Annotated in this window: 30 protein-coding genes; 8 read left to right on the forward strand and 22 right to left on the reverse strand. The window is 72.5% G+C overall.

Annotated features, from left to right (window positions below; all coding sequences use genetic code 11):
- Positions 1-7: 7 nt before the first annotated feature.
- Positions 8-934 carry a pentapeptide repeat-containing protein gene (locus JOF41_RS23230; protein WP_209621946.1) on the forward strand — a complete coding sequence of 309 codons (927 nt, stop codon included), beginning with the start codon at positions 8-10 and terminating at the stop codon, positions 932-934.
- A gap of 376 nt (positions 935-1,310) precedes the next feature.
- On the opposite strand, the gene JOF41_RS23235 is transcribed toward JOF41_RS23230, so the two are convergent.
- Positions 1,311-2,882 (reverse strand): cobyric acid synthase, encoded by a 1,572-nt coding sequence (locus tag JOF41_RS23235; RefSeq protein ID WP_209621950.1) that lies wholly within the window; start codon positions 2,880-2,882, stop codon positions 1,311-1,313.
- Positions 2,883-2,889: 7 nt separating this feature from the next.
- On the opposite strand from JOF41_RS23235, the gene JOF41_RS23240 reads away from it, so the two are divergent.
- A complete protein-coding gene (locus JOF41_RS23240; protein WP_189222910.1) occupies positions 2,890-3,588 on the forward strand; it encodes an alpha/beta fold hydrolase in 699 nt (232 codons plus the stop codon).
- Here JOF41_RS23240 and map read toward each other — a convergent pair.
- From map to dxr, 6 genes are all read right to left on the reverse strand, one after another.
- The gene (map, locus tag JOF41_RS23245; protein ID WP_189222909.1) at positions 3,575-4,432 is read right to left on the reverse strand and encodes a type I methionyl aminopeptidase; all 858 of its coding nucleotides are present in this window, start codon (positions 4,430-4,432) and stop codon (positions 3,575-3,577) included. The two genes, JOF41_RS23240 and map, sit on opposite strands and share 14 nt — an antisense overlap.
- A 117-nt stretch (positions 4,433-4,549) precedes the next feature.
- Positions 4,550-6,349 carry a penicillin-binding transpeptidase domain-containing protein gene (locus JOF41_RS23250; RefSeq protein ID WP_189222908.1) on the reverse strand — a complete coding sequence of 600 codons (1,800 nt, stop codon included), beginning with the start codon at positions 6,347-6,349 and terminating at the stop codon, positions 4,550-4,552.
- 120 nt (positions 6,350-6,469) lie between these two features.
- Positions 6,470-7,324, reverse strand: coding sequence for a GNAT family N-acetyltransferase (locus JOF41_RS23255; protein WP_209621953.1), 855 nt, complete (start codon positions 7,322-7,324; stop codon positions 6,470-6,472).
- 49 nt (positions 7,325-7,373) lie between these two features.
- Positions 7,374-8,525, reverse strand: a complete 1,152-nt coding sequence (ispG, locus tag JOF41_RS23260; protein ID WP_189222906.1) for a flavodoxin-dependent (E)-4-hydroxy-3-methylbut-2-enyl-diphosphate synthase — start codon at positions 8,523-8,525, stop codon at positions 7,374-7,376.
- Positions 8,526-8,538: 13 nt separating this feature from the next.
- On the reverse strand, positions 8,539-9,735 hold the full coding sequence (locus JOF41_RS23265) for a M50 family metallopeptidase (protein WP_209621955.1): 1,197 nt from the start codon (positions 9,733-9,735) through the stop codon (positions 8,539-8,541).
- Positions 9,736-9,739: 4 nt separating this feature from the next.
- Complete coding sequence (gene dxr, locus JOF41_RS23270; RefSeq protein WP_189222904.1) at positions 9,740-10,960, reverse strand: 1-deoxy-D-xylulose-5-phosphate reductoisomerase; 1,221 nt, start codon at positions 10,958-10,960, stop codon at positions 9,740-9,742.
- 158 nt (positions 10,961-11,118) lie between these two features.
- Between dxr and JOF41_RS23275 the strand changes: the two genes are divergently transcribed.
- Positions 11,119-11,385: a GlsB/YeaQ/YmgE family stress response membrane protein gene (locus JOF41_RS23275; protein ID WP_189222903.1), complete on the forward strand. Its 267-nt coding sequence runs from the start codon at positions 11,119-11,121 to the stop codon at positions 11,383-11,385.
- A gap of 64 nt (positions 11,386-11,449) precedes the next feature.
- On the opposite strand, the gene JOF41_RS23280 is transcribed toward JOF41_RS23275, so the two are convergent.
- Genes JOF41_RS23280 through JOF41_RS23305 form a run of 6 tightly spaced genes read right to left on the reverse strand, consistent with a single transcriptional unit; the run spans position 11,450 to position 17,712 of the window.
- Positions 11,450-12,100, reverse strand: coding sequence for a response regulator (locus JOF41_RS23280; protein WP_189223316.1), 651 nt, complete (start codon positions 12,098-12,100; stop codon positions 11,450-11,452).
- Between the two features lie 2 nt (positions 12,101-12,102).
- Entirely contained in the window at positions 12,103-13,725 is a 1,623-nt protein-coding gene (locus JOF41_RS23285; protein ID WP_307867509.1) for a sensor histidine kinase, read from the reverse strand.
- A gap of 40 nt (positions 13,726-13,765) precedes the next feature.
- Entirely contained in the window at positions 13,766-14,578 is an 813-nt protein-coding gene (locus JOF41_RS23290; protein WP_189222901.1) for an ABC transporter permease, read from the reverse strand.
- Positions 14,575-15,423, reverse strand: a complete 849-nt coding sequence (locus tag JOF41_RS23295) for an ABC transporter permease (RefSeq protein ID WP_189222900.1) — start codon at positions 15,421-15,423, stop codon at positions 14,575-14,577. Before JOF41_RS23295 ends, JOF41_RS23290 begins: the two co-directional genes overlap by 4 nt.
- The gene (locus JOF41_RS23300; RefSeq protein ID WP_209621961.1) at positions 15,423-16,571 is read right to left on the reverse strand and encodes a polyamine ABC transporter substrate-binding protein; all 1,149 of its coding nucleotides are present in this window, start codon (positions 16,569-16,571) and stop codon (positions 15,423-15,425) included. Before JOF41_RS23300 ends, JOF41_RS23295 begins: the two co-directional genes overlap by 1 nt.
- Entirely contained in the window at positions 16,564-17,712 is a 1,149-nt protein-coding gene (locus JOF41_RS23305) for an ABC transporter ATP-binding protein (RefSeq protein WP_209621964.1), read from the reverse strand. Before JOF41_RS23305 ends, JOF41_RS23300 begins: the two co-directional genes overlap by 8 nt.
- A gap of 182 nt (positions 17,713-17,894) precedes the next feature.
- On the opposite strand from JOF41_RS23305, the gene JOF41_RS23310 reads away from it, so the two are divergent.
- Both JOF41_RS23310 and JOF41_RS23315 read left to right on the forward strand, forming a co-directional pair.
- Positions 17,895-18,176: a DUF2631 domain-containing protein gene (locus JOF41_RS23310; RefSeq protein ID WP_189222897.1), complete on the forward strand. Its 282-nt coding sequence runs from the start codon at positions 17,895-17,897 to the stop codon at positions 18,174-18,176.
- Positions 18,177-18,305: 129 nt separating this feature from the next.
- Positions 18,306-18,794 carry a beta-class carbonic anhydrase gene (locus JOF41_RS23315; protein ID WP_209621966.1) on the forward strand — a complete coding sequence of 163 codons (489 nt, stop codon included), beginning with the start codon at positions 18,306-18,308 and terminating at the stop codon, positions 18,792-18,794.
- Positions 18,795-18,800: 6 nt separating this feature from the next.
- Here JOF41_RS23315 and JOF41_RS23320 read toward each other — a convergent pair whose 3' ends face one another.
- A complete protein-coding gene (locus JOF41_RS23320) occupies positions 18,801-19,145 on the reverse strand; it encodes a type II toxin-antitoxin system PemK/MazF family toxin (RefSeq protein ID WP_189222895.1) in 345 nt (114 codons plus the stop codon).
- Positions 19,139-19,378, reverse strand: coding sequence for a CopG family transcriptional regulator (locus tag JOF41_RS23325; protein WP_209621968.1), 240 nt, complete (start codon positions 19,376-19,378; stop codon positions 19,139-19,141). The genes JOF41_RS23320 and JOF41_RS23325 overlap by 7 nt, the downstream gene beginning before the upstream one ends.
- Before the next feature lie 209 nt (positions 19,379-19,587).
- On the opposite strand from JOF41_RS23325, the gene JOF41_RS23330 reads away from it, so the two are divergent.
- Positions 19,588-19,974, forward strand: a complete 387-nt coding sequence (locus JOF41_RS23330) for a hypothetical protein (protein ID WP_189222893.1) — start codon at positions 19,588-19,590, stop codon at positions 19,972-19,974.
- Between the two features lie 119 nt (positions 19,975-20,093).
- On the opposite strand, the gene rlmN is transcribed toward JOF41_RS23330, so the two are convergent.
- Positions 20,094-21,200, reverse strand: a complete 1,107-nt coding sequence (gene rlmN / locus JOF41_RS23335; protein ID WP_189222892.1) for a dual-specificity RNA methyltransferase RlmN — start codon at positions 21,198-21,200, stop codon at positions 20,094-20,096.
- A 139-nt stretch (positions 21,201-21,339) separates the two neighbouring features.
- Between rlmN and JOF41_RS23340 the strand changes: the two genes are divergently transcribed.
- A complete protein-coding gene (locus JOF41_RS23340; protein ID WP_189222891.1) occupies positions 21,340-21,984 on the forward strand; it encodes a PadR family transcriptional regulator in 645 nt (214 codons plus the stop codon).
- Between the two features lie 142 nt (positions 21,985-22,126).
- On the opposite strand, the gene JOF41_RS23345 is transcribed toward JOF41_RS23340, so the two are convergent.
- The 4 genes from JOF41_RS23345 to JOF41_RS23360 form a co-directional block, all read right to left on the reverse strand.
- Entirely contained in the window at positions 22,127-22,345 is a 219-nt protein-coding gene (locus JOF41_RS23345) for a DUF397 domain-containing protein (RefSeq protein ID WP_209621971.1), read from the reverse strand.
- 11 nt (positions 22,346-22,356) lie between these two features.
- A complete protein-coding gene (locus tag JOF41_RS23350) occupies positions 22,357-22,719 on the reverse strand; it encodes a Scr1 family TA system antitoxin-like transcriptional regulator (protein WP_209621974.1) in 363 nt (120 codons plus the stop codon).
- A gap of 94 nt (positions 22,720-22,813) precedes the next feature.
- On the reverse strand, positions 22,814-23,791 hold the full coding sequence (locus JOF41_RS23355; protein WP_189222888.1) for an aldo/keto reductase: 978 nt from the start codon (positions 23,789-23,791) through the stop codon (positions 22,814-22,816).
- A 38-nt stretch (positions 23,792-23,829) separates the two neighbouring features.
- Complete coding sequence (locus JOF41_RS23360; protein WP_229795359.1) at positions 23,830-24,576, reverse strand: class I SAM-dependent methyltransferase; 747 nt, start codon at positions 24,574-24,576, stop codon at positions 23,830-23,832.
- A 54-nt stretch (positions 24,577-24,630) separates the two neighbouring features.
- Between JOF41_RS23360 and JOF41_RS23365 the strand changes: the two genes are divergently transcribed.
- Entirely contained in the window at positions 24,631-25,440 is an 810-nt protein-coding gene (locus JOF41_RS23365; protein WP_189222886.1) for a VOC family protein, read from the forward strand.
- Positions 25,441-25,444: 4 nt separating this feature from the next.
- Here the strand turns inward: JOF41_RS23365 and JOF41_RS23370 are convergent, their stop codons facing one another.
- Together JOF41_RS23370 and frr are read right to left on the reverse strand one after the other, a co-directional pair.
- Positions 25,445-26,299, reverse strand: a complete 855-nt coding sequence (locus JOF41_RS23370; RefSeq protein ID WP_189222885.1) for a phosphatidate cytidylyltransferase — start codon at positions 26,297-26,299, stop codon at positions 25,445-25,447.
- Positions 26,300-26,374: 75 nt separating this feature from the next.
- Complete coding sequence (gene frr, locus JOF41_RS23375) at positions 26,375-26,932, reverse strand: ribosome recycling factor (RefSeq protein WP_121008492.1); 558 nt, start codon at positions 26,930-26,932, stop codon at positions 26,375-26,377.
- Positions 26,933-26,961 lie beyond the last annotated feature (29 nt).

Below are 26,961 nucleotides of genomic sequence, written 5' to 3' on the forward strand. Positions count from 1 at the left end.
GGGAGGCGTGGAGCACCGGGTCCTGTCCGCGCGGACGATCGTCGCGTGGGGAGTCGGCCTGGTGCTCCTGGCCGTGGCGTCGGTGGTGCTGCTGTGGGTGTTCGCGGGCTCCGGCAATCCGCAGGACGGCGTGCGGCTGGACGCCGTGCGCACCGCGTCCAGCATCGTGCTGGGCACCGGCGGGGCGGCGGCGCTGCTGCTGGCCGCGCGCAAGCAGCGGTCCACCGAGCTCGACCTGGTGCAGAAGGACCACGACGCCACCGAGCGCCGCGTCACCGAGCTCTACGGCAAGGCCGCCGACCAGCTCGGCAGCGACAAGGCCCCGGTGCGGCTGGCCGGGCTCTACGCGCTGGAGCGGCTGGCGCAGGGCAACCCCGCGCACCGGCAGACCATCGTCAACCTGGTGTGCGCCTACCTGCGGATGCCGTTCACCCCGCCACCGGAGGTCCGGGCGCGGCTGACCCCCCGCGACGCGGGCAAGCTGCAGGAGCTGGAGGTCCGCCAGACCGCCGCCGGGCTGCTGGCCGCCCACCTGCGCCCGGACCGGCCGGAGGCGTTCTGGGACGGCATCGCGCTGGACCTGTCCAACGCCACGCTGGTCAAGCTGACCCTGACGCACGCGCGGGTGCGCTCCGCGTCGTTCGCGGGCACCTCGTTCGTCGGGCCCGCCACGTTCCGCGGCACCGAGTTCACCGGCGGCGCGGACTTCCGGGACGCCCGCTTCCACGGGCTGGCCGACTTCCGCCGGGTGCGGTTGCCGGAAGCGGCGTTCCGGGGCGCGCGGTTCGAGGGCGAGACGGACTTCGGCGTGCACACCGCCGCGGCGCTCGCGGGCGCGCGCACCCGCACCGACGCGGGCGTGCGTCGCAAGTGGCCGGACGGCTGGACCGAGCGGCCCGAGGAGCCCGGCTGGGCGTCGTTGCACCGTTCGTGACACGCCTCTAGCCCGTTCGGGGGTTGGTATCCCCTCCCCCTGTCCCGGTACTTTCACAGCATGACGACAGGAGCGCTTGACGAGCGGAGGTGGCAGGTGACGTACATACGCATCTCCCTCCGCTGCCACGCGTTCTCGTAAGCGCCCAGCGCTCGCGCTCATAAGCGCCCAGCGCTCGCGCAGCGGACTTCCGAGTGCTCCTGTCCCAGGCAGCCGTGCGATCCGCGCGGCCACCGGTCCGAACGAGGTGACCCGCTCCGACTTGGCGGTCGGCGCGGCCCGCGCGCAGGACCCGGCGGCCCGGTGCGGTCACGGCTCGGCCAACCGGTGAACCCGCGCGACTTGGCGGTCGCGCGCACCGCACCACCGGTCGAGGTCACACGAGGGTCGGGGCTCCCGCGGGTGGGACCACTCGGAGGTCACTCGGCGCACCGCGCTCCAGCAACCCCCACACCGCGTCGGTGTCCAGGTGCTCGGTGACCAGGTCGCCCAGCAGGTCCAGCTGCGCCGTCCGGCGGGCGGCGAAGTCCACGTCCGGCGCGGGCTCGAAGCCGTCGCGCCCCGCGTGCGCCGCCGCCCAGCGCAGGAACGCGCGCCGGAAGGCGTCGTTCTCCAGCAGGCCGTGCCAGTGGGTGCCCGCCACCCGGCCGCGCAGCGCGCCCTCCGGCGCGCCGTCGGGCAGGGTGACCAGCCCGGCCAGGTCGTCGGCGCGGCGGACCACGCGGCCGTGGTGGATCTCGTACCCGGTGACCGGCTCGCCCAGCGCGCTGCCGCGCGGCCGGTCCAGGGTCTTGTCCGGCTCGAACCGCACGTCCACGTCGAGCAGGCCCAGGCCCGCCACCTCACCCGCGCCGGACTCCACCGCGTCGTGCACGCGCGCGCCGAGCATCTGGAACCCGCCGCAGATGCCCAGCACCGGGCCGGGGTGCGCGCGCACCGCGTCGGCCAGGCCGGTGCGGCGCAGCCACGCCAGATCCCGCACCGTGGCCTTGGAACCGGGCAGCACCACCAGGTCCGCGTCGGCCAGCCGGGAGGGCTCGGTGACGAACCGCACCGACACGCCGGGCTCGCACGCCAGCGCCTCGACGTCGGTGGCGTTGGAGATCCTCGGCAGCCGCACCACCGCCACCCGCAGCCACTGCCCGCCCACCGGCGGGGCGGGCCTGCCGATCACGCCGTCGGCGGTGTAGGACAGCGAGTCCTCCGCGTCCAGCCACAGCTCCTCCCGCCACGGCAGCACCCCGTGCACCGGCCTGCCGGTCAGCTCGCGCAACTGGCGCAGCCCCGGCTCCAGCAGCGCCGGGTCGCCGCGGAACTTGTTCACCACGAACCCGGCGACCAGCGCCTGGTCGGCCGGGTCGAGCAGGGCCAGGGTGCCGAACAGGTGCGCGAGCACCCCGCCCCGGTCGATGTCGCCGACGACCAGCACCGGCAGGCCCGCCGCGCGGGCCAGACCCATGTTGGCGATGTCGTCGGCCCGCAGGTTGATCTCGGCGGGCGAACCCGCGCCCTCGCAGATCACCGCCTCGTAGTCCGCGCGCAGCCCCTCCAGCGTGGCCAGCACGGTCCGCAGCAGCTCGGCCTTGCGGGCGCGGTAGGACAGCGCGGACACCTCCCCCACCGCGCGGCCCAGCACCACCACCTGGGAGCTGCGGTCCCCGCCCGGCTTGAGCAGCACCGGGTTGAACCGCACGCTCGGCGCCAGCCCGCACGCCGCGGCCTGCACCGCCTGCGCCCGGCCGATCTCGCCGCCGTCACCGGTGACCACGGAGTTGTTGGACATGTTCTGCGCCTTGAACGGCGCCACCCGCACGCCCTGGCGGGCCAACCAGCGGCACAGGCCCGCGGCCAGCACGCTCTTGCCCGCGTCGGAGGTCGTCCCGGCGACCAGCAGCGCACCGCTCACCTTCGGTGAAGTCCCCTCGTTGTCGGTTCCGGCTGACATCATCCACGTCATGGTCGACGTCCCCGCCACCGCGGTCCTGGTGCACAGCCCCTACCTCGGGCCCGCGAGCCTGCGCCCGCTCGCCGACGCGCTGACCGCGCTGGGGCACCCGGTGCAGCTGCTGGACCTGCGGGTCACCGTCAACGCGGCCCCGGTGCACCAGCGCATCATCGGGGTGTTCGTCGACGCGCTGGAGGACTCGCCGGTCGAGGGCGAGCTGGTGCTGGTCGGGCACAGCGGGGCGGGACCGCTGCTGCCCGCGTTCGCCGACGCGCTGGAGACCCCGGTGCGCGGCCTGGTCTACCTGGACGCGGGACTGCCCACGCCGGGCCGCAGCTGGCGCGACGACGCGCCACCGGAGCTGGTGGCGCGGCTGAAGTCCCTGTCGCGGGAGGGGCTGATGCCGCGCTGGGACCGGTGGTCGCCCCCGGAGGAGCTGGCCGGGCTCGTGCCCGACGCGGCGCTGCGCGAGGAGATCACCGCCGAGGCCCCGGAGGTGCCGCTGGCGTTCATCAAGGAACCCCGGCCGACCGTGGCGTGGACCGGCCGGGAGGCGTACCTGCGGTTGAGCACGGCCTACGCGGCCGAGGCCGCCGCGGCGCGGGAGCGCGGGTGGCCGGTGGTCGAGCTGGACGCCGACCACCTGGCCCCGGCCACCGCGCCCGAGCCGGTGGCGCGGGCGCTGGCCGAGCTGATCAGCAGGTGGTGAGGATCTCCGCGCCGTCGTCGGTGACCACCAGGGTGTGCTCGAACTGGGCGGTCCAGCTCTTGTCCTTGGTGGTGACCGTCCAGCCGTCGTCCCACATGTCGTGCTCGATGCCGCCCAGGGTGATCATCGGCTCGATGGTGAAGGTCATGCCCGGCTCGATCACCGTGGGCACGTGCGGCGCGTCGTAGTGCAGCACGACCAGGCCGCTGTGGAAGGTGCGGCCGATGCCGTGGCCGGTGAAGTCGCGCACCACGCCGTAGCCGAACCGCTTGGCGTAGGCCTCGATGACCCGGCCCACCACGTTGAGCTGCCTGCCCGGCTTGACCGCCTTGATCGCCCGCATGGTGGCCTCGTGGGTGCGCTCCACCAGCAGGCGCACTTCCTCGCTGGCCTCACCGGCGATGAAGGTGGCGTTGGTGTCGCCGTGCACACCGCCGATGTAGGCGGTCACGTCGACGTTGACGATGTCGCCGTCCTGCACCACCGTCGAGTCCGGGATGCCGTGGCAGATGACCTCGTTGAGCGAGGTGCAGCAGGACTTGGGGAACCCGCGGTAGCCCAGCGTCGACGGGTAGGCGCCGTTGTCGCAGAGGAACTCGTGCACGACCGCGTCGATCTCGTCGGTGGTCACGCCGGGGACCACGACCTTGCCCGCCTCCTGCAGCGCCTGCGCGGCGAGCCTGCCCGCCACCCGCATCGCCTCGATCACCTCGGGCGGCTGCACCCAGGGGTCGGTGTTGCGCTTGGGCTCGGGGCGGTCGACGTACTCGGGCCGCTCGATCTCGGCGGGCACCGGACGACGCGGGGAGAGCACCCCTGGCTTGAGGACGGCACGAACGGACATGCCCACCACATTACGGCGGGGCGCGATCGGGACGCGAACGCCCTGGGGACTCGGCGTCGGCCGGGTCGGGTAGTAGTGAGCTGCCCTGGTGAGGGGGTCGGGTGGTACTTGCCGGTGTCAGCCCAGGGCGCGCAGGAAGCGGCCGGTGGCGTCCACGGCGGGGGTGGAGGCGTTGGTGCCCAGCAGCAGGGTCGCGAACGCCACGTCCCCCCGGTAGCCGACGAACCAGCCGTGCGAGTTGGTGCCGTCGCCGAACTGGGCCGTGCCGGTCTTGCCCCGCACGTCGCCCAGGTCGCGCAGCTGCGTGGCGGTGCCGTACTCGACCACCTCGCGCATCATCGCGCGCAGCGGCTCCAGCACCGCGGGCGGCGGCGCGGCGGGTTGGTGGTCCACCTTGGTCTCCTGGCCGCGCAGCAGGTTCGGCGTGGGCATGGCCCCCCTGGCGGCGGTGGCCGCGACCAGCGCCATGCCGAACGGGCTGGCCAGCACCTTGCCCTGGCCGAACCCGTCCTCGGCGCGCTCCACCACGTCGGTGGCGGGCGGCACCGAGCCGGTGATGGTGGTGATGGCCGGGACCTCGAAGTCGACGCCGAGGCCGAAGCTGTCCGCGGCGCTGGTCAGCGCGTCGGCGGGCAGCTCGGCGGCGAGCTGGGCGAAGGTGGTGTTGCAGGAGAACGCGAACGCCGAGCGCAGCGGGATGGTGCCCTTGTCGAACTCCTTGTCGTTGGGCACGACGCGCCGCCCGTCGATGGTGGTCTTGCCGGGGCAGGGCAGCGGGCTGTCCGCGCCCGCCTTGCCCGCCGCCATGGCCGCCGCGGCGGTGACGATCTTGAACGTGGAGCCGGGCGGGAAGTTGCCGGTCAGCGCGATCGCGCCCTGCGCGTCGGCGGCGGCGTTCTGGGCGACGGCCAGCACGTCGCCGCTGGAGGGCTGGATCGCCACCAGCATCGCGGGCTGCTGGACCGGCTCCAGCGCGTCCTCGGCGGCGGCCTGCGCGGTCCGGCTCAGCGCCGTGGTCACCGCCTCGGCCGGTTGGGGCCGCTCCTCGTGCAGGGTCTCCACCTCGCCGCCCGCCGCGTTGACGGTGTAGACGCGCAGCCCCGCCAGGCCCGCGGCCTCCTCCTCCACGGCCTTGCGCACGGCGGGCAGCACCTGCGAGCCGAAGTCGCGCGAGGGGGCCAGCAGGCTGGTCCGGGTGGTGAAGCGGACGCCGGGCAGCTCGTAGATGCGCGGCTTGACCGACTGGTAGTCCGCGTCGCGCAGCGCGGCCACCTGGTAGACCTGCCCCTCGGGCACCTTCCCCGCGCCCTCGGCGATGGACTGCGGGGTGATCGACTCGTCGATGGGGTTGAGCGCCCCGGCCAGCGCGGTGGCCACCGCGTTGAGGTCACCGGCCTCCTTGCGGTCCAGCAGGACCGACACGACCTGTTCGGGGGCCAGCAGCGGGGTGCCGTCCCGGTCCAGCACCGGGGCCAGGTCGGGCTGCACCTCGGTCAGGCCGATGCCCTGCTGGGCGGCCAGCTTCGGGTGCACCACCGAGGGCGCCCAGCGCACCTTCCAGTCCTCGGCGTCGCGGCGCAGCTCGAACTCGGCCCGGTAGTTCCAGGAGCGGTCGTGCGCCAGGGTCCAGTCCAGCTTCGCGGTGGCGCCCGCCGCGGTGTCCTCACCCGCCGAGCGCACCTGGTCCAGCGAGTGCGCGACCTTCACGGGCTTGAGCGCGTCGTGCACCTTCGCCAGCAGCTCCTTGGCGGCGGCGGGGTCGTCGGTCAGCGCCGCCGCGCCGTCGAGGTCACCGCCGCTCCAGCGCGCGAGGAAGTCCCTGGCCACCTCGTCCGGCCCCGGCCCCGATGAGAACAGGCCGCACCCGGCCACCAGGACCAGCGCGCAGCTCAGACCCGCCAGCTTGCGAAGGATCACCGTCGCAGTATGCCCCGTGGCCCCGCCACCCCGGACGACGTGTCGACATCCCCCGCCCGCAAGTACTACCCGACAGGTCCGTGCGGGCCGCTGACCACTACCCGAGCGCCGGTTCGCGGGTCAGAACAGGACGGTGGCGTACTGGCCGACCTGGGTGAAGCCGATGCGCCGGTAGACGGCCTTGGCCGCCTCGTTGTAGCTGTTCACGTACAGGCTGGCGGTGCGGCCCAGGCCGCGCACCAGCCGCTCGGCCACCGCCGCGGTGCCGCCGGCCCCGAGCCCGTGGCCGCGCCGGTCCGGCCGCACCCAGACCCCCTGGATCTGCCCGACCTGCTTGGACATGGCGCCGATCTCGGCCTTGAACACCACTTCGCCGCCCTCGAACCGAGCGAACGCCCGCCCGCTCGCGATCAGCTCCGCCACCCTGGCCCGGTAGCTGATCCCGCCGTCGTCGGCGCACGGGTCGACCCCGACCTCCTCGATGAACATGGCGACCGCCGCGGGCAGGTACCGGTCCAGCTCCTCGGGCCGCACCGGGCGCACCAGCGGGTCCGGCGGGATCGCGGTGGCCCCGCCCAGCGCCATCAGCGGCTGGTCGCCGCGCACCTCGCGGGCGGGCCCCCAGTCCGGGGCCAGCTCCTCCCACAGGCCGAGCACCTGCTCGGCGGGCCCGACCAGCGACGAGCACATCCGGCCGCGCCGCCGGGCCCGGTCGGCGAACCCGCGCAGCGCCGAGGCGTTGCCGCGCAGCGGGATCAGGTTCGGCCCCGCGAAGCACAGCGCGTCCAGCCGGCCACCGCGCAGCGAGCGGTGGTCGTAGGCCCAGACCTCGCCGCCCAGCCGCCACGGGTCGAGGCCGACGGCCTCGACCCGCGCGGCCACCATGCAGGTGGCCACGGGGTCGGCCGCCAGCGCGGCGAGGACCTCCGGCAGGTCCCGCTCGTCGAGCAACCTCGCTCCGGCCAACCTCAGCACGGGTCAAGACTGCCAGATGAACCGGGTACCGCGCGCGTCCACCACCCGCTCAGCCGACGGTGACGACCGGCTCGCCCGGCGCGTCGCCCATCTCCTCGGCGATGCGCATGGCCTCCTCGATCAGCGTCTCCACGATCTGGTGCTCGGGGACGGTCTTGATCACCTGCCCCTTGACGAAGATCTGGCCCTTGCCGTTGCCCGAGGCCACGCCCAGGTCGGCCTCCCGCGCCTCACCGGGCCCGTTGACCACGCAGCCCATCACCGCCACCCGCAGGGGCACCTCCATGCCCTCCAGGCCCGCGGTGACCTGCTCGGCCAGCGTGTAGACGTCCACCTGGGCCCGCCCGCACGACGGGCACGACACGATCTCCAGCTTCCTCGGCCGCAGGTTCAGCGACTGCAGGATCTGCTGGCCGACCTTGACCTCCTCCACCGGAGGAGCCGACAGCGAGACCCGGATCGTGTCCCCGATGCCCTGCCGCAGCAGCGCGCCGAAGGCCACCGCGGACTTGATGGTGCCCTGGAACGCGGGCCCCGCCTCGGTCACGCCCAGGTGCAGCGGGTAGTCGCACTGCTCGGCCAGGATCTCGTAGGCCCGCACCATGACCACCGGGTCGTTGTGCTTGACCGAGATCTTCAGGTCGTGGAAGTCGTGCTCGGCGAACAGCGACGCCTCCCACAGCGCCGACTCCGCCAGCGCCTCCGGGGTGGCCTTGCCGTACTTGGCCATCAGGCGCGGGTCCAGCGACCCGGCGTTGACCCCGATCCGGATGGGCGTGCCGTGGTCGCGCGCCGCCGCGGCGATCTCGCGCACCTTGTCGTCGAACTTCTTGATGTTGCCGGGGTTGACCCGCACCGCCGCGCACCCGGCCTCGATGGCCGCGAAGACGTACTTGGGCTGGAAGTGGATGTCCGCGATCACCGGGATCTGCGACTTGCGCGCGATCGCGGCCAGCGCGTCCGCGTCGTCCTGCGACGGGCAGGCCACCCGCACGATGTCGCAGCCCGCCGCGGTCAGCTCCGCGATCTGCTGCAGCGTCGCGTTGACGTCCGCGGTCACGGTCGTGGTCATCGACTGCACCGAGATCGGGAACTCCGAGCCCACGCCGACCGAGCCCACCATCAGCTGCCGGGTCCGACGCCGCTCGGACAGCACCGGTGGCGGCATCGCCGGGAGACCGAGCATCACGCCGTCACTCATGCACTAACACCTCTCACTGGCCGAGCCTGATCGGGTTGACGATGTCCGCGGTGACCGTCAGCAGCGTGATGGCGCCGCCGACGAAGATCACGAAGTAGGTCAGCGGCAGCAGCCGCAGGTAGTTCACCGGAGCCCCGGCGGGCTTGCCGCGGAGCTTCCTCACCCAGTTTCGCACCCGCTCGTACAGGTTGACGGCGATGTGACCACCATCAAGCGGGAGCAGGGGCAGGAGGTTGAACACACCGATGAAGAAGTTCAGCCCCGCCAGCATCAGCCAGAACAGCTCCCACAGGCCCTGCTCGGCCGCGTCGCCGCCGATGATGCTCGCGCCGACCACGCTGACCGGGGTGTCCAGGTCGCGCGGGGCCCCGCCGATGGCCTTGACCACCGCCGGGATCTTCTCCGGGAAGTTCATCAGCCCTTCCCAGGTGTTGGCGAACATCGTCCCGGTGAACGAGGTCGCGCCGCCCAGGGCGCCCAGGGCGCTGTAGTGGAAGATCGGGGTGCCGACGATGCCGATCGCGCCGACTTCCTGGGTGTAGCGGCTGCCGTCCTGCCGCTCGAACTCGCGGGCCACCCGCGCCACGTCGACGGTGAGGGTGACCTCCTGATCGTCGCGCAGCACCTTGAACTCGGTCGGGCCGGACCGCTCCCTGGTCCTGTCCAGCACGTCGCGCCAGGTGGGGGTGCCGGTGCCCGCGACGGCGACGATCTGGTCGCCCTGCCGGAAGCCCGCGTCCCTGGCCGGGGCCGGGTCGCCCGCGGCGCACTGGGCGCGCGGGTCGGCGGGCACGCACTGGGCGACCTCGCTGACCAGCGGGGTGTCCTTGAGGTTGGGCAGGCCCATGGTGGCGGCCATGCCGTAGAGCACGACGAAGCCCACGATGAAGTGGGTGATGGAGCCCGCGGACAGCACCACCACGCGCTTCCAGGTGGCCTGCCGGTAGAACGCGCGGGGCTGGTCCTGCGGCGCCACCTCGTCCAGCGCGGTCATGCCGGTGATCTCGCAGAAGCCGCCCGCCGGGATGGCCTTGAGGCCGTACTCGGTCTCGCCGCGCCGGAACGAGAAGATCCTGGGCCCGAACCCGATGAAGTACCGGGTCACCTTCATCCCGAACATCTTGGCGGTGGCCAGGTGGCCCAGCTCGTGCAGCGCGATCGAGATGCCGATGAGGAGCGCGAAGAACACGATCCCGAAGACGAAAGCCACCTTCTCAGTCCCTTCCCGATCGCACCGCGGTGGCGACCAGTTCCCGCGCCCTGGCCCGAGCCCAGCGCTCGGCCTCCAGCACCTCGGCGACGTCGGCGGGCTCGCGGGCCCACTCCCCCGCCTCGTCCAGCACCCGGCTGACGGTGTCCACCAGCGAGGTGAACGACGTGCCGTCGTCGAGGAAGACCGCGACGGCCTCCTCGTTGGCCGCGTTGTAGATCGCGGGCAGGCAGCCGCCCGCGGTGCCCGCCTGCCTGGCCAGCCGGACCGCCGGGAACGTCTCGTGGTCCAGCGGCTCGAACGTCCACGCGGTCGCCATGTCGAAGCTACACGCGGCGGCGGCGCCGGGGACGCGGTCGGGCCAGCCCAGGCCCAGCGCGATGGGCAGGCGCATGTCCGGCGGGCTGGCCTGGGCCAGCGTGGAGCCGTCGGTGAAGGTCACCATCGAGTGGATGATCGACTGCGGGTGGACGACCACGTCGACGCGCTCGTAGGGCACGCCGAACAGCAGGTGCGCCTCGATCAGCTCCAGGCCCTTGTTGACCAGGGTGGCCGAGTTGATCGTGATGACCGGGCCCATCGACCAGGTCGGGTGGGCCAGCGCGTCGCGCGCGGTCACGCCCGCCAGCTCGGCGCGGGTGCGGCCGCGGAAGGGGCCGCCGGAGGCGGTCAGCACCAGCTTGGCGACCTCGTCGGCGGTGCCGCCGCGCAGGCACTGGGCCAGCGCGGAGTGCTCGGAGTCGACCGGCACGATCTGGCCGGGCTTGGCCGCGCGCAGCACCAGGGGGCCGCCCGCGACCAGCGACTCCTTGTTTGCCAGGGCCAGCGTCGCGCCGGTGGCCAGCGCGCGCAGCGTCGGCTCCAGGCCGATCGAGCCGGTCATGCCGTTGAGCACCACGTCCACCGGGGTGGTGTCGATCAGCTCCACCACGGCGTCCGGGCCCGCCAGGATGCGGGGCAGCGCGAACTCGCCGCGCGCGTAGCCCCGCTTCTGCGCCTCGGCGTAGAGGGCCAGGGTGAGGTCCTCGACAGCGGTGGCGCGGGCGATCGCGACCGCCTTGACGCCGTGCTCGACGACCTGGGCGGCGAGCGCGGCCGGGTCGCCGCCGCCCGCGGCGAGGCCCGCGACGGTGAAGCGGTCGCGGTTGGCGGAGACGACGTCGAGCGCCTGGGTGCCGATGGACCCCGTGGAGCCCAGGACCAGGACCGTGCGTGGTGTGCTCATCACCGCCCATTCTTCCGGACCGGAGCCGGCCGCCCCGCAGCGCGGTACTTGGATAACGGAATCATAACGAGCGCGTGAGATCACCCGGCCCTGGGCACTCCTGGATCAAGCGCCCCGGCGGATCGGCCCGCCGGCGGCCGGCAGGAAGGAGTGCCCCCGTGGGCATCTTGGGTTGGATTGTCCTGGGCCTGATCGCGGGTGCCATCGCCAAGGCCATCATGCCTGGTCGGGACCCCGGCGGCATCATCATCACGATGCTCCTCGGCATCGTCGGCGCCATTCTCGGCGGGTTCATCGGCAGCGCCATCTTCGGCACCGGTGTCGATGAGTTCTTCTCCCTGAGCACCTGGTTGCTGGCCATCCTCGGCTCGCTCATCGTGCTCGGCATCTACCGGCTCGTGACGGGCAGGCGGGCGCACGTCTAAAGCGCCCCCGCCCGACCGGGGAGCCCCGCGCCAACGACGGCGCGGGGCTCCCGCGCTTTCGCCCTCAGCCCGCCAGTCCCGCGTCCCGCGCCAGCAGCGCCGCCTGCACCCGGTTGGTCAGCCCCAGCTTCGCCAGCAGCCTGCTGACGTAGGTCTTCACGGTCGCCTCGCTCATGTGCAGCCGCTGTCCCACGTCGGCGTTGGACATGCCGAGGCCCAGCAGCGACAGCACCTCCACCTCGCGCTCGGTCAGCCCCTCGACCTGGCGCCTGGCCTCCTGGCGGCGCGGCTGCCCCGCCTGGGCGACCATGCCCACCACCCGGCTGGTCACCATCGGCGACAGGTACGCCTCGCCCGCGTGCACCGCGCGGATCGCCCGCAGCAGCTCCTCCGGCGCGGAGTCCTTGAGCAGGAACCCCGCCGCCCCGTCGGACAGCGCGCGCACGATGTTGTCGTCCTCGCCGAACGTGGTCAGCACCACCACCCGCACCGACGGCGCCGCCGAGCGCAGCTCGCGGGCCGCGCCGAGGCCGTCCAGCTTCGGCATCCGGATGTCCAGCACGGCCACGTCCACCCGCCGCTCCAGCGCGACGCGCACCGCCTCCCGCCCGTCACCGACCTCGGCGACCAGCTCGATGTCGTCGGCGGTGCCGAGGAGAGCCTTGATGCCCGCGCGCATCAGCGGCTCGTCGTCGGCGATGAGGACCTTGATCACGCTCACGTCTCCTGCAGGTGGGTGTGCTTCTCCACGAGCTTGCCGTCCGCGAAGCAGAACCGCACGACCTTCTGGCCGCCGGAGGTGTAGCTCTGCTCGTCGGCCACCAGGTAGACGCAGCGCGAGCCGGGCGGCTCGGGCGGGGCCTGGCTGGACAGCTCCCCCACCGGCGGCTCGGCGCCGCCGGGCAGCAGCGCCATCACCTCGGCCTCGGGCTGGCCCACCCGCACCGAGTCGTACAGCTCGGCGCTGACCACCCTGGTCACCGACTGGGTGCCGACCCACACGTAGCCGCCCACCACCACCAGGACCACCGCGCCCGCCAGCACCATCGAGCCGATGCCCGCCCACCGGCGCGCGGGGCGCGCGGGCTCGGCGAGCTGCTCCTCTTCTTCTTCGACGGGCTCGTCGTCGGCCGCGGCGGTGTCCTCGTAGGGCAGCACGGCGGCGATCCGGAAGCCCCCGGAGGGCAGCTCGCCCACGTGCAGCAGCCCGCCCGCCAACCGGACCCGCTCCCCCAGCCCGATCAGGCCGAACCCGGACCCGGCGGGCTTGCGCACCCGCGGCGGGTTGTTGCGCACCTCGACCACCAGCGCGTCCGGCTCGTACTTCACGCTCACCCGCACGCTCGCGCCGGGCGCGTGCTTGTTGGCGTTGGTCAGGCCCTCCTGGGCGATCCGGTACGCGGCGTGGCTGACCTTGGCGGGCAGCGGGCACGGCTTGCCGCCGCGCACCAGGCTCACCCGCACCCCGGCCCGCCGCGCGCCCTCCACCAGCTCGTCGATGGCCTCCACGGTGCGCCGGGCCGGGTCCTCGTCCGGCTCCACGTCGCGCCGCAGCACGCCGATGACCCCGCGCAGCTCCTCCATCGCGCTCAGCGCCGTGCTGCGCAGCACCCGCACCGCCTCGCGCTGGTGCTCGTCCAGGCCGCTGTCCATCGCCAGCGCGCCCGCGTGCACCGAGATCAGGCTGAGCCGGTGCCCGAGGCTGTCGTGCATGTCCTGGGCGATCCGGTTGCGCTCGCGCAGCCGGGCCTGGCGGGTGATCATGCGCCGCTCGTTGACCAGGCGCTCCTCGCGCTCGCGCATGGTGCTGACCAGCTCGGCGCGCTGCGCGGCGTACCGGCCCACCAGGAACGGCAGCGCGATCATCATCCCGTACACGGTCAGCATCACGAACGAGCCGAACGGGCCGCTCAGGCCCGGCGAGCCCACGTCCCAGGCGAGGATGTGCAGCGCCAGCGCGACCACGGCGGTCAGCAGCGCCCGCTGCCAGGGGGCGATCCGGTAGCCCGCCGCGTAGGCCAGCACGATGATCGTCGCCACGCCGCCGTGGTCGCCGCTGAACACCAGCCACGTGCCCACCAGCAGGGCCACGGCGGGGAACAGCAGCCGCAGCTCGTACAGCCCCAGGTAGACCGCGCCCCACCAGGCCGCCGCCCAGCCCGAGTGCTCCTCCAGCCAGCCGGGCCAGCCGTCCAGCAGCACGATCAGCACCGCGCCCAGCAGCTCGCGTCCGACCCGCCACCGGGTCAGCGCGCGCAGCCGGTCGGCGTGGGTGCGCAGGAAGCCCCGCACCGCTTCCCTCGGGTCCGGGAATCGCAGGCGGCGCGGGACGGAGCTCACAGCGGACAACGTAAGCCGGCGGTGGGGCGGCTGTCCGCGCTCAATGGTCGCGAGTCGGTTCGACGAAAGTTGACGCCCGCGCCCGCCAGGCCGCCACCAGCACGCCGACCAGCAGCAGTGCCGCGCTGACCGCCACCATCAGCGTCGACAGCGCCACGATCTCCGGCGACACGCCCCGCCTGCCCGCCTGCGCGTAGACGAACACCGGCAGCGTGGTCGAGCCGACCCCGGTCAGGTAGCTGGAGGTCACCACGTCGTCGAAGGACAGCAGGAACGCGAACGCCGCCCCCGCCGCCACCGCCGGGGCCACCAGCGGCCAGGTCACCGTGCGGAACGCCACCAGCGGGCTCGCGCCCAGGTCGGCCGCGGCCTCCTCCAGCCGCGCGTCCATGCCCGCCACCCGCGCCCGCACCACCACGACCACGAAGCTCAGCGAGAACGCCACGTGCGCGGCCAGCAGCGCGCCGAAGCCCAGCGGGATGCCCGCCAGCTTCACGCAGAAGCCCAGCAGCGCCACGCCCAGCACCACCTCGGGCACCACCAGCGGCACGCTGAGCAGCACCGTCCACACGCCGCGACCGGGGAAGGCCCGGCGCAGCCCGAACGCGGCCAGCGTGCCGATCGCGGTGGCGACCACCGCGCTGGTGCCCGCCAGCCGCAGCGTCAGCCCCAGCGCCTCCAGCACCTCCGCGTCGTCGAACAGCCGCGCGTACCAGCGGGTGGACAGGCCGGTGATGCGGCTCAGCGACCGCGAGTCGTTGAACGAGACCAGGGCCAGCCACCCGATCGGCGCGTAGAGGAACGCCAGCACCAGCGCGGCGACCGCGCCCAGCGCCCAGGGACGGCGGCTCACAGCACGTCCTCCCCGCGCCGTCCGCGCAGCACCAGCACGACCACCACGAGCACCAGCAGCAGCACCGCCATCGCCGAGCCCAGCGGCCAGTTGTTGCCGCCGCGGAACTGGTCGTCGATCACGCTGCCGAAGGTGGACTGGCCCACCCCGCCGAGCAGCTTGGGCGTGACGAAGTCGCCCGCCGCGGGCACCAGCACCAGCAGCGACCCGGCCAGCACGCCCGGCGCGACACCGGGCAGCACCACCCGCAGGAACGTCGAGACCCGGCCGTGGCCCAGGTCGTAGGACGCCTCCACCTGCCGGTGGTCGAACCGCTCGCAGGCCACGTACAGCGGCAGCACCATGAACGGCAGGAACCCGTAGGTCAGGCCGAGCACCACCGCCCCGTGGGTGAGCAGGAACCCGCCGTCGCGGTCCAGGCCGACCGCGCCCAGCAGCCGGTTGACCAGGCCGTCGCCGTCCAGCAGCGCTTTCCAGGCGTAGACCCGCGCCAGGTAGCTGGACCAGAACGGCACCAGCACGGCGGCCAGCAGCGCGGTGCGGAACCGGCCCGCGTGCCTGGCGATGAACCAGGCCAGCGGGAAGCCCAGCAGCAGGCACAGCGCCGTGGTCACCGCCGCGTAGGCCAGGGTCCGGCCGAAGATCGGCAGGAATGCCGGGTCCAGCGCGGTGGCGTAGGCGTCGGTGGTCCAGGGCAGCACCGCCCGCGCCACCCCGGTGTCGCGGGTGGCGAAGCTGAACTGGACCACCAGCGCCAGCGGGGCCAGCAGGAACAGGCCCAGCCAGAGGCCGGTCGGGGTGAGCAGGCCGGTGGCGACCAGCCAGCGGGGTGGACGTCGCGCCATCAGCCCGTCTTGACCTTGGTCCAGGCGTCCGCGTAGCGGGCCTCCGCCTCCGCGCCCAGGTCCTTGGTGAACGGCAGCTTCGCCAGCTGGTCGGCGGAGGGATAGACCAGCGGGTCGTCCAGCAGCTCCCGGTCGATCATCGGCTTGGCGGCCTCGTTGGGGCTGCCGTACCGGATCGCGTTGGCCAGCGCCGCGCCCACCTCGGGCCGCAGCACGTAGTCGATGAACCGGTGCGCGTTCTCCGCGTGCGGCGCGTCCTTGGGCACGCACAGCAGGTCCACGTAGGACAGGCCGCCCTCGGTCGGGATGGCGTAGGCGATGTCCTCGTTGGTGTCGCCCGCCTGGAAGGCGTCGCCGGAGTACGCCTGCGCCAGCGGCACCTGCCCGGAGGTCAGCGGCTCGATCACGTCCGAGGTGATCTGCCCGATCTTCTTCTTCAGCTCCAGCAGCACCGCCACCGCCTCGTCGAGCTGCTTGGCGTCGGTGGTGTTGGGGTCGTGGCCGAGCTTGAGCAGGCCCAGCGCCAGCGCGTCGCGCGCCTCGTCCAGGATCGTGCTGCGGCCCTGCGCGGCGGCCAGGTCGTAGGCGGACAAGCCGGTGACGTCCTGGCCGAGCTGCGACTTCGAGTAGGCCAGGCCGGTGGTGCCCCACGCCCACGGCACCGAGTACCGGTTGCCGGGGTCGTAGTCGGCCTCGGTGAACCGCTTCTCCAGGTTCTTCAGGTTCGGCAGCAGGTCGTGGTCCAGCGGCTGGAGCAGACCCGAGCGCAGGAAGCGGCGCAGGAAGTTGTCGCTGGGCACCACCAGGTCGTAGCCCGCGGCCCCGGAGGCGATCTTGGCCTCCATCTCGTCGTTGGTGCTGAAGTTGTCGTAGGTGACGTCGATGCCGCTGGCTTCCTTGAAGCCCGACAGCGTGTCCGGCGCGATGTAGTCGGTCCAGTTGTAGAAGTTCAGCTTGGGCTCGCTCACCGCGTTGGTGGCCTTGGCCCCCGACGACGGGGCGGCGCCCGTCCCGTCGGGCGCGGAGCCCACGCCGCACGCGCCGGTCGCGGCCAGTGCGAAGAACGCGGTGGAGCGCAGCATCGTCCGGCGGGTCACCCGAGCGCTGTCGGTGTCCCAGAGCCGGGCGATCCGGAGGTTGTCAGTCATCGGCGTTCTCCAGCAGCACGGTGAAATCGGGGTCCCAGGCCATCCGCACGGGTTGCCCCGGCGAGCCCGCGTCGTCGATGCGGCGGGTGTTCTGCACGAACGCGACCAGCACGTCGCCACCGGGCACGTCCACCACGTACTGCGTGGACACGCCCGTGTAGACCACGTCGCGCACGGTGCCGGTCAGCGCGCACCAGCCCGACGGCGGCTCCTCGGCCAGGTCGTACAGGTGCACCTTCTCCGGGCGCACGGTCGCCGCGACCCGCTGCCCGTGCCGGACCTCGCGCTGCACGGGGGCGCGCAGCCGCGCCACCCCCGGCGCCTCCAGCTCCACCCAGCGGTCCCGCACGCCGGAGACCTTCGCGTCCAGGATGTTGGAGGTGCCGATGAACCCGGCCACGAACCGGGTCGCGGGCCGCTCGTAGACGTCCTCCGGGTAGCCGACCTGCTCCAGCCTGCCCGCGTTCATCACCGCGATCCGGTGGGAGAGCACCAGCGCCTCCTCTTGGTCGTGGGTGACGTAGAGGAAGGTGGTGCCCACCTCGCGCTGGATGCGCATCAGCTCGATCTGCAACTCCTTGCGCAGCACCGCGTCCAGCGCGCCCAGCGGCTCGTCGAGCAGCAGCAGCTGCGGGCCCGCGGCCAGCGCGCGGGCGATGGCCACGCGCTGCTGCTGCCCGCCGGAGAGCTGGGCGGGGCGGCGCTTGGCGTACTGGGACAGCCGCACCAGCTCCAGGTGCTCGCCGACGACCTTCTTCAACTGCGCGCCGCGCACGCCCTTGCGCTTGACGCCGTAGGCGACGTTGTCCCACACCGACATGTGCGGGAACAGCGCGTACGACTGGAAGACGGTGTTGACGTCGCGCCGGTAGGGCGGCACGCCCACCATGTCGACGCCGTCGAGCTCGATCCGGCCCTCCGTCGGGTCCTCGAAGCCCGCGATCATGCGCAGCAGGGTCGTCTTGCCGCAGCCGGAGGGGCCCAACACCGAGAAGAACTCGCCCTCGTGGACCTGGAGCGTGATGTCGTCCACCGCCACCTGGTCGGAGAAGCGCTTGGTCACCCCGTGCAGGCCCACCTCGACCGGCGCGTGGGTGTCGGGGGTCTGTTCCTCGGCAGGCCGGAAGCCGTGTCCGTCCAACTGGTCGCCTTTCGGGCAGCGCGGTACCTCGTGGGTTCCGGGCGGCGTGGTGCGACGCGAACGCGTGCTGGGTGAGGGTAAACGCCGCCGGCGGTGCCGCGCACCTCACGTCCCGCCCACAGGGGCGGTGTGCGACGATTGCCACGCTGGTGAACGTGATCGAGCAGGAAGGTCGTGCTGCTGTGTCTTCGTCCTCTGAGCTGGACAAGCGTTCGGCGCTGGACAGGCGTTCGGCGGTCGACGTGCACGACGAGCCGTCGGCCGACTGGGGTTGGCACGGCACCTTCCCCAAGGGCATCAAGATCGCGGGCTGGCTGTCGACGCTGGCCGTGTTCGCCCTGCTGATCGGCAACCACCACGGCCGCACCGAGGACATCTGGGTGATCGGCACCGGCGTGGCCATGGCCGCCGGGCTGATCTGGCTCCAGGTGCGCGACCGCACCCCGTGGCGGCGCAAGCGCTGACCCAGCGCGCAACGGCTGTCATCCGGTCGGCTCAGCGGCGTTCCACCAGGTGAACGCCGTTGCGGGTCCGTCCCGAGCCCAGTTGGCTCGGCGGGGAGCCCAACTCCCCGCAGGAGAGGACCCGCAGCCATGTCCGTCACCGACGAACTGCTGGCCAACAACGCGGCCTACGCCGCGCGGTTCTCCGGCCCGCTGCCGCTGCCCCCGTCCAAGCACGTGGCCGTGGTCGCGTGCATGGACGCGCGCCTGGACGTCTACCGGGCGCTGGGGCTGAACGAGGGCGAGGCCCACGTCATCCGCAACGCGGGCGGCGTGGTGACCGAGGACGAGATCCGCTCGCTGGCGATCAGCCAGCGGCTGCTGGGCACGCGCGAGATCATCCTGATCCACCACACCGACTGCGGGATGCTCACCTTCACCGACGACGAGTTCAAGCGGTCGATCCAGGACGAGGTGGGTGTGAAGCCGCCGTGGGCGGCCGAGGCGTTCAGCGACGTGGAGGAGGACGTGCGCCAGTCCGTGGCGCGCATCCTCAACAGCCCGTTCGTGCCGGTGAAGGACTCCGTGCGGGGGTTCGTGTTCGACGTGGCCACGGGGAAGCTGAACGAGGTCCGATAGCCCCGGTCACAGCCCGAGCACCCGACGCAGCCCGGCGTCCACGTCGCGCATCAGCGCCGGGGGCACCTTGCCCGCCCGTCCGGCGAGGTCGGTCTTGTTCACCGTGACCAGCGCGGTCACGTTCGCCACCGAGTCCTTGGGCAGGCCCGTGGCCGAGGTCGGCAGGAACACGTTGCCCGGCGCGGCGGCCAGCTTGGTGTTGGAGGTGAGCACCGCCACGAGCACCGTGGCCAGGCGGCTGGCGTTGTACGGGTCGGCCTGCACCACGAGCACCGGGCGGCGTTTGGCGGGTCGCGAGCCCTCCGGCTCACCGAGGTCGACCCAGTGGATGCTGCCCCGCTCGATCACCACTCGTCGTCCGCGAGCACCTGCCTGCCCGCGCCGACGGCCGCCGAGGCGGAGTCGTCGTCGCCGACCAACTCCAGGGCCGCGTTGATCTCGTTGGTCAGCGACTGCTGTTCCAGGTGCTCCAGGTAGTACCGCGCGGCGCGCGAGTAGAACTCGGAGCGGGTCAGGCCCAAGCCCTTGGCACTGCGCTCCACCTGGGCGAACGTCTCGTCAGGTACCGATATCGCGGTCTTCACGCAACCGAGTATAACCCGGTATTACCGCAGGTGGGGCACCGCGCGCCCACGCGCCGCCCCACGGTCAACCCGTCGGGCTCGACGTGCCCGCTCGGGCGTCGACAAGGCCATCCCTGCCCGAATGGACCTGTTCGATAGTTGAAAGTTGTACCTCCTGCGGGCCGCTGCTAGCGTCGAATGGTCCGACCTTTCCCTGGAGGAGGCATTTAATGCGGTTGAGGTTCCGAGTGCTCGCTACCCTGCTCGCCGCAATTGCGAGTCTCACCGCTTTCACTCCGGCCGCTTCGGCGGAACCCGCGGGGAACTGCCCGGAAACGCAGTTCTGCCTGTGGGACGTCTGGGTCAACCCCGGCGGCGAGGACGCGCGGCCGACGCTGGTCACCGACACCGACTGGACCGGCGACGCGACCGCGTTCCGGGTCTACAACGGCACCCGCCGCTACGCGCTGGTCGAATACCAGGAGACGCTGCCCGACGGGTCGGTGCGGAAGTACACCGACGGCTGCTTCGTCGGCCCCTGGGGCTACTTCACCCGGCACTTCACCGTCACCAAGGTGACCTTCCACAAGACCCGGCCGGTGTCGTACTGCTCGTAATCCCGCCGCGGTGCGGCCCCGGTCCCTGCAACGGGGCCGCACCCTCGTGACAAGCCCGACTCTCTGCCGAATTCGCGATTCCACGCCGATTCAGGACATCGCGAATCACGCCCGCCGCGTCAGCCCTCGGCCGCCAACTGCCCGCAGGCCGCGGCGATCTCCTGCCCCCTGGTGTCCCGCACGGTGCACTCGACACCCTGCTCCTTGACCCGCCGCACGAACTCCCGCTCCACCGGCTTCGGCGAGGCGTCCCACTTCGAGCCCGGAGTCGGGTTCAGCGGGATCAGGTTCACGTGCACCAGCTGCCCCAGGTGCTTGCGCAGGGTCTTGCCCAGCAGGTCCGCCCGCCACCCCTGGTCGTTGACGTCCCGGATCAGCGCGTACTCGATCGACACCCGCCGACCGGTCTTGTCCGCGTAGCCCCGAGCCGCCTCCAGCACCTCGGAGACCTTCCACCGGGTGTTGACCGGCACCAGCGTGTCCCGCAGCTCGTCGTCCGGGGTGTGCAGCGACACCGCCAGCCGGACGTGCAGGCCCTCCTCGGTCAGCTTGCGGATCGCGGGCACCAGGCCGACCGTGGACACCGTCACCGACCGCTGCGAGATGCCGAGGCCCGACGGGGCCGGGTCGCAGATCCGGTGCACCGCCTCGACCACGCGCTTGTAGTTGGCCAGCGGCTCGCCCATGCCCATGAACACGATGTTCGACAGCCGCCCCGGCCCGCCGGGCAGCAGCCCGTCGCGCATCGCCGCGGCGCCGCGGCGGACCTGGTCGACGATCTCCGCGGTGGACAGGTTGCGGGTCAGCCCACCCTGCCCGGTGGCGCAGAACGGGCACGCCATGCCGCAGCCCGCCTGGCTGGAGATGCACAGCGTGGCGCGGTCCGGGTAGCGCATCAGCACGCTCTCCACGAGCGTGCCGTCGTGCGCGCGCAGCAGCGTCTTGCGGGTGGTGCCGCCGTCCGCCTCGACGCTGCGGACCTCGGTCCACAGCGGGGGCATGAGGTCGGCCACCAGGCGCTCGCGCGCGGCGGAGGGGATGTCGGTCATCGCGTCGGGGTCGACGGTCAGCCGGGAGAAGTAGTGGTTCGACAGCTGGGCGGCCCGGAAGGGCTTCTCACCGAGCGCGGCCACGGCCTCTCGACGCTGGTCGGCGGAGAGGTCGGCGAGGTGGCGCGGCGGCAGGCCGCGCTTGGGCGCGTCGAAGACGAGGGGGAGGGCAGTCATAGCACTTCCAGTGTCCCACGCCCGGCGGGGTGCGGGACCGCGCGCTCGCTCACCCTCGGCAAGACAGATCGCCGTTGCATCGCGATAGCTTCCGATATATCGTCGATAGCGTCATACCGATACGACGAAGGAGCACGAGATGCGCTTCCACCACGAGCACCACGCCCGCAGGCACCACCGCGACCACGGCTCGGGCGACCCGCGCCGCGGCTTCGGCGGCGGTTTCGGTGGTTTCGGCGGTTTCGGCCCGCCGCTGGTCCCCCCTGGTCCGCCCGGTCCTCCCGGCCCCTTCGGCCGGGGCGGGGGACGTGGCGGCGGGCGGCAGCGCCGGGGCAACGTCCGCGCGGCGTTGCTGGCCCTGCTGGCCGAACGGCCGATGCACGGCTACGAGATGATCCAGGAGATCGGCCAGCGCACCGACGGCCTGTGGCGGCCCAGCCCCGGCTCGGTCTACCCGACCCTGCAACTGCTCGCCGACGAAGGCCTGGTCTCCGCCAGCGAGGAGCCCGGCGGCAAGAAGCTGTTCACCCTCACCGGGACGGGCCAGGCCGAGGCCGCCAAGCTGGCGGGCGCGCCGCCGTGGCAGCAGGTCAACGACGAACTCGACCAGCACGTCGCGAAGCTGCGCACCGCCGCGATGACGCTGAACGCGGCGATGATGCAGGTGGCCCGCGCGGGCAGCAGGGACCAGCAGCACCGGGCCGTGGAGATCCTCAACGAGACCCGGCGCAAGCTCTACGCCATCCTCGGCGAACTGGACGCCGAAGAAGACGACCTGGAGTGACCCCCGGTGGGGGCACCTCCCCGAGGTGCCCCCACCCCTCCCCCGAGCCCCACCCCCAGACACCACGAACCGAGCGTTCGCGGTGCCGGGTAGTGGTTACCGACCCTGCCAGGCGGGTCGGGTAGTACTTGCAGGCGTGGCGTCAGCGGCGGTCGAAACGCCCAGCGGCGGCCTGCCCGAGGAACGCCTCGAAGGCACCGCCGGGGAAGACCAACACCGGCCCGGCCGGAGCCTTGCTGTCCCGCACAGCCGTACCCACCGCAAGACACGCCAACTCGACGCACTGCGGGTCATTGCCTCCGCTGGTGTAGCTGCTCTTGCGCCACCGGGCACCTCGCAGCGCTGTGGCTTCGCTCCACATGCTCCGCCCTCCTAGCCGTCAGCGAGGTCAGCGATCCTGCGCTCAAGTATCACCACCGACTCCTCTTCCGAAGAGGCCGGATTCCAAGCTTGTTCGAAGGCCGCGACGTAGGGCGCGGTGGCTTTGATGTAGTCCGGCCGGGTCAACGACGACACGTACGCGAGCGTCTTCCCCGGCTCGACGTGCAGCAGCGTGAACGGGCAACTCAGGGCGGGAACGATGCCACTCGTGGTCGACCTGGCCAGCACCCGGAAGCGCACGTTCGGCATCCGCGCGACAACGTGCAGGTGCTCGAGTTGGCGCAGGAGCACATCCGGCCCACCGCTCGATTCGACGACCAACGCCAGCGGGGCCGTGGTTTCCTCGTGGATCAAGCTCCGAGGGCCGAAACGGCTTCCGGCACCGCGAACGCTCGGTTCGCGGTGCCGGAATGCTCAGTTCGCAGTGTCCGAACGCTCGGTTCGGGGGTTACCAGCGGTCGTGGACCAGGGGGCGGATGAGGTCGTCGTAGACGGCCTTGACCTCGGCGTGCGACTCCAGCGGGGCGAGGTCGGCGGCGGAGGCGTTGGCGCGGGCCTGCTCGGGGTTGCGCGCGCCGGGGATGACCACGGTGACGCCGGGCTGGTCGACGACCCACCGCAGCGCGAACTGCGCCATGGTCGCGCCCTCGGGCACCAGCGGGCGCAGTCGCTCCACCGCCTCCAGGCCCACCTCGAACGGCACGCCGGAGAACGTCTCGCCCACGTCGAACGCCTCGCCGTGGCGGTTGTAGTTGCGGTGGTCGTCCTCGCCGAACGTGGTCTCGCGGGTGTAGCGGCCGGACAGCAGGCCCGACGCCAGCGGCACGCGGGCGATGATCGCCACGCCCGCCTCGGCCGCCGCGGGCAGCACCCGCTCCAGCGGCTTGAGGCGCAGCGCGTTGAGGATGATCTGCACGCTGGCCACACCCGGCCGGGCGATGGCGGTCAGCGCCTCCTCGACGGTCTCCACGCTCACCCCGTAGGCGGCGATCCGCTCGGCCTGCACCAGCTCGTCGAGGGCGTCGAAGACCTCGTCGCGCGAGTAGACCGGGGTCGGCGGGCAGTGCAGCTGGACCAGGTCGATGGTGTCCACGCCCAAGTTCTGCCGCGAGCGGTCGTTCCAGGCCAGGAAGTTCTCGCGGGTGTAGTTCTCCGGCACCTGCTCGACCCGGCGACCCATCTTGGTGGCCACCGTGATGCCCGCGTCGCCGCGCTCCCGCAGGAACCGCCCGACCAGCGTCTCGCTGCGCCCGTCGCCGTAGACGTCGGCGGTGTCGAAGAAGGTGACGCCGGTGTCGGCCGCGGTGTGCAGCACCGCGAGCGCGTCGGCCTCGTCCACCTGGCCCCAGTCCGCGCCCAACTGCCAGCAGCCCAGCCCGATGACGCCGACTTCCCTTGCCAACCTGCGCGCGCTCCGCTTTTCCACGCCGTCGATCCTAGGTCGCGCGTTCGGCGGTCGCGCCCTCAGCCCAGCAGCAGGCCGGCGGGCTTACGCCGGGTGTGCACGCGGTAGCCGACCGGGAAGGACAGGCCGGGCGTCTCGGCGATGGCCCGCTCGGCGACCGGCGCGGAGAACTCGATGCGCAGCACCGCCTCCAGGTCGGCCCGCCGCTCGAACCGCCACAGCGCGGTGACGCGGCGCAGCTGGAACCCCTGCGCGTCGAAGAACCGGGTCACGTCGGTGGGCTTGTAGCGCGGCTCGTCGGCGCACAGCCACGGCCCGTACGGCGGCGCCTCGCCGTCGAGGTCCACGATCGCCAGCGTCCCGCCGGGGCGCAGCACCCGGTCGGCCTCGCGGATGCCCGGCTCGCAGCCGGGGCCGAAGAAGTAGGCGGTGCGCGCGTGCACCAGGTCGGCGCTGGCGTCGGGCAGCGGCAGGCGCTGCGCCGGACCCGCGACGACCTCGGCGTTGCCCAGCTCGGCCACGCGCGCCCTGGCCCTGCGCACCAGCGGCGGGTGCGGCTCGACGCCGACCACCCGGCGCGCGTCGCGGGCGAACACCGGCAGGTGGAAGCCGTCGCCGCAGCCGACGTCGACCACGTCGCGCCCGGCCCAGTCGCAGCTCTCGCGCAGGACCCGCCAGATGGCCCCGTCGACGTCCTGGGCGCGGTTCTCCACCTCGTAGACCTCGGGCCAGTGCCAGATGTTGGGGCTGGGCAGGACGTCCGCGAGGCGGACGGCGGTCAACGCGGCTCGGACGAAACCCTTCACGGGACGACTGTAGAGCCGTAGCGTGATCACCCCCCGCATCGCTTGGAGGTCGCGGTGACGATCGTCCCGAACTCCCCCGCCCTGGCTGATCTCCACCCCGGCGCCCCGGTCTGGGTGCAGCTGCCGGTCGACGACCTCCAGGCCACCAAGGACTTCTACGCGGGCCTGTTCTCCTGGCACTACGCCGAGGACGGCGCGGGCACCGTGGCCATGGTGGACAACCTGCCGGTGGCCGGGTTCTGGCCCCACGACCGGCACGGCGCCTGGGTGCCGTACCTGAACACGCCGCACGCCCGCGCCACCGCCGAGAAGGCCCAGGCGCTGGGCGGGCGGATCGCCCGCGAGCCCACCGAGACCAGCACGCTGATCGTCGAGCCGGGCGGGGTGCTGACCGGCTTCCGCAGCGTGCCGCCGGACTGGCTGTTCGGCACCGACGGCCACGGCATGTACGCGTGGGCGGAGCTGAACACCCGCCAGGGCGAGGTCACCGACGAGTTCTTCCGCCAGCTGTGCGGGTTCGAGGTCGTGCAGATCGGCGACGGGCTGACGCTGGACTACACGCTCTGGTCGGCGGCGGGCCACACCGTGCTGGGCAGGCAGGAGATGGGCCGCGCGTTCCCGCTCAGCGAGCCGCCGCACTGGATGGTCTACTTCACCGCCGCGCCCGAGATCGGCACCGACTCGGTGGCCGCGCGGGTGCTGGAGCTGGGCGGCCGGGTGACCGTGGAGCCCTACGACACCACGGTCGGCCGCATCACCGCCGTCACCGACCACGCGGGCGCCGTGTTCTCCGTCATCGACCCCTCGCGCAAGGTGCCGCTGGAGGAGATCGGCGCGCCCGTGGACGACCCGTACGACGAGTGACCCGCTACGCGGGCACGAACAGGTGCAGCAGCAGCCAGGACACCACGGCCGAGGGCAGCAGCGAGTCCATCCGGTCCATCAGGCCGCCGTGACCGGGCAGCAGCGTGCCCATGTCCTTGAGCCCGAGGTCCCGCTTGATCAGCGACTCCACCAGGTCGCCCGTGGTGGAGGTCAGCACGATCGCCGCCCCGAACAGCACGCCGTGCCACCACTGGCCGCCCAGCAGCAGGCCCACGGTCAGCACGCCGCCGACCACGCCCGCCGCCATCGACCCGGCGAAGCCCTCCCAGGACTTCTTCGGGCTGATGGCGGGGGCCATGGGGTGCTTGCCGAACAGGACCCCGGCCACGTAGCCGCCGGTGTCCGACAGCACCACGCCGATCAGGAAGGCCAGCACCCGGAACACGCCGTCCTCGGGCACGACCAGCATGACCGCGAAGGAGGCGAACATCGCCACGTAGGCCACCGTGAACACGGAGGCGGTGACGTCCCGCAGGTACCCGTCGGCGCCGTCCTTGAGCCGCCACACCAGGCACACCAGGATCGTCACGACGAAGGCCGTGAGCACCCCGCCGCGCTCGTAGGGCCACGCCAGCCACACCACGGCCTGTCCGCCCGCGAGCGCGGGCACCAGGGCGACCCGGATGCCCGCCGCGCGCTTGAGCGCGCCCGCCAGCTCGTACATCGCCACGCCGACGGCCGCCGCGACCACCACCACGAACAGCTGCCGCACCAGGAACAGCGACACCAGGATGACCGCACCCAGACCGACGCCGACCGCGATGGCCGCGCGCAGGTCACGCCCCGCCCTGCCCTGTCGGGACGGCGCGGGCGCGTCCTGCTCACCGCCGCCTGCCACCTGTGCTCCTGTCACGACCCGCCACCGGACGGGTCCACCACCGTGCCGGGGACCCGGCCGTACGCGATCGCCACCTCAGACCTCGAGCAGCTCGGCTTCTTTGTGCTTGACCAGCTCGTCCACCTGCGCCACGTAGCGGTGGGTGACGTTCTCCAGCTCCTTCTCCGCGCGGACGCCCTCGTCCTCGCCCACCTCGCCGTCCTTGACCAGGCGGTCGAGCTCCTCCTTGGCCTTGCGGCGGATGTTGCGGATGGAGACCTTGGCGTCCTCGCCCTTGCCCTTGGCCACCTTCACCATCTCGCGGCGGCGCTCCTCGGACAGCTGCGGGATGACCACGCGGATCACCGCGCCGTCGTTGCTGGGGTTGACGCCCAGGTCGGAGTCGCGAATGGCCTTCTCGACCGAGTTCAGCTGGCTGGTGTCGTAGGGCTTGATGACCGCCATGCGCGCCTCCGGGATGGCGACGCTGGCCAGCTGGTTCAGCGGGGTCGGCGAACCGTAGTACTCGACGACGATGCGCGAGAACATGGCCGGAGTGGCGCGACCGGTGCGCACCGCGGCCAAGTCCTCCTTCGCCACCGACACCGCTTTTTCCATCTTCTCCTCGGCGTCGAGGAGGGTTTCGTCGATCACGGCTGGCTCCCTAGTGTTCGGATCGAATC

Source organism: Saccharothrix coeruleofusca, assembly GCF_017876325.1.
GTDB classification, from domain to species: Bacteria; Actinomycetota; Actinomycetes; order Mycobacteriales; family Pseudonocardiaceae; genus Actinosynnema; species Actinosynnema coeruleofuscum.

Excerpts from the sequence above, each read along its gene's own strand:
- JOF41_RS23235 (WP_209621950.1), bottom strand. The coding sequence starts at position 2,882 with ATGATGTCAGCCGGAACCGACAACGAGGGGACTTCACCGAAGGTGAGC.
- JOF41_RS23240 (WP_189222910.1), top strand. The coding sequence starts at position 2,890 with ATGGTCGACGTCCCCGCCACCGCGGTCCTGGTGCACAGCCCCTACCTC.
- map (WP_189222909.1), bottom strand. The coding sequence starts at position 4,432 with ATGTCCGTTCGTGCCGTCCTCAAGCCAGGGGTGCTCTCCCCGCGTCGT.
- ispG (WP_189222906.1), bottom strand. The coding sequence starts at position 8,525 with ATGAGTGACGGCGTGATGCTCGGTCTCCCGGCGATGCCGCCACCGGTG.
- dxr (WP_189222904.1), bottom strand. The coding sequence starts at position 10,960 with ATGAGCACACCACGCACGGTCCTGGTCCTGGGCTCCACGGGGTCCATC.
- JOF41_RS23295 (WP_189222900.1), bottom strand. The coding sequence starts at position 15,423 with ATGGCGCGACGTCCACCCCGCTGGCTGGTCGCCACCGGCCTGCTCACC.
- JOF41_RS23300 (WP_209621961.1), bottom strand. The coding sequence starts at position 16,571 with ATGACTGACAACCTCCGGATCGCCCGGCTCTGGGACACCGACAGCGCT.
- JOF41_RS23315 (WP_209621966.1), top strand. The coding sequence starts at position 18,306 with ATGTCCGTCACCGACGAACTGCTGGCCAACAACGCGGCCTACGCCGCG.
- JOF41_RS23330 (WP_189222893.1), top strand. The coding sequence starts at position 19,588 with ATGCGGTTGAGGTTCCGAGTGCTCGCTACCCTGCTCGCCGCAATTGCG.
- rlmN (WP_189222892.1), bottom strand. The coding sequence starts at position 21,200 with ATGACTGCCCTCCCCCTCGTCTTCGACGCGCCCAAGCGCGGCCTGCCG.
- JOF41_RS23340 (WP_189222891.1), top strand. The coding sequence starts at position 21,340 with ATGCGCTTCCACCACGAGCACCACGCCCGCAGGCACCACCGCGACCAC.
- JOF41_RS23345 (WP_209621971.1), bottom strand. The coding sequence starts at position 22,345 with ATGTGGAGCGAAGCCACAGCGCTGCGAGGTGCCCGGTGGCGCAAGAGC.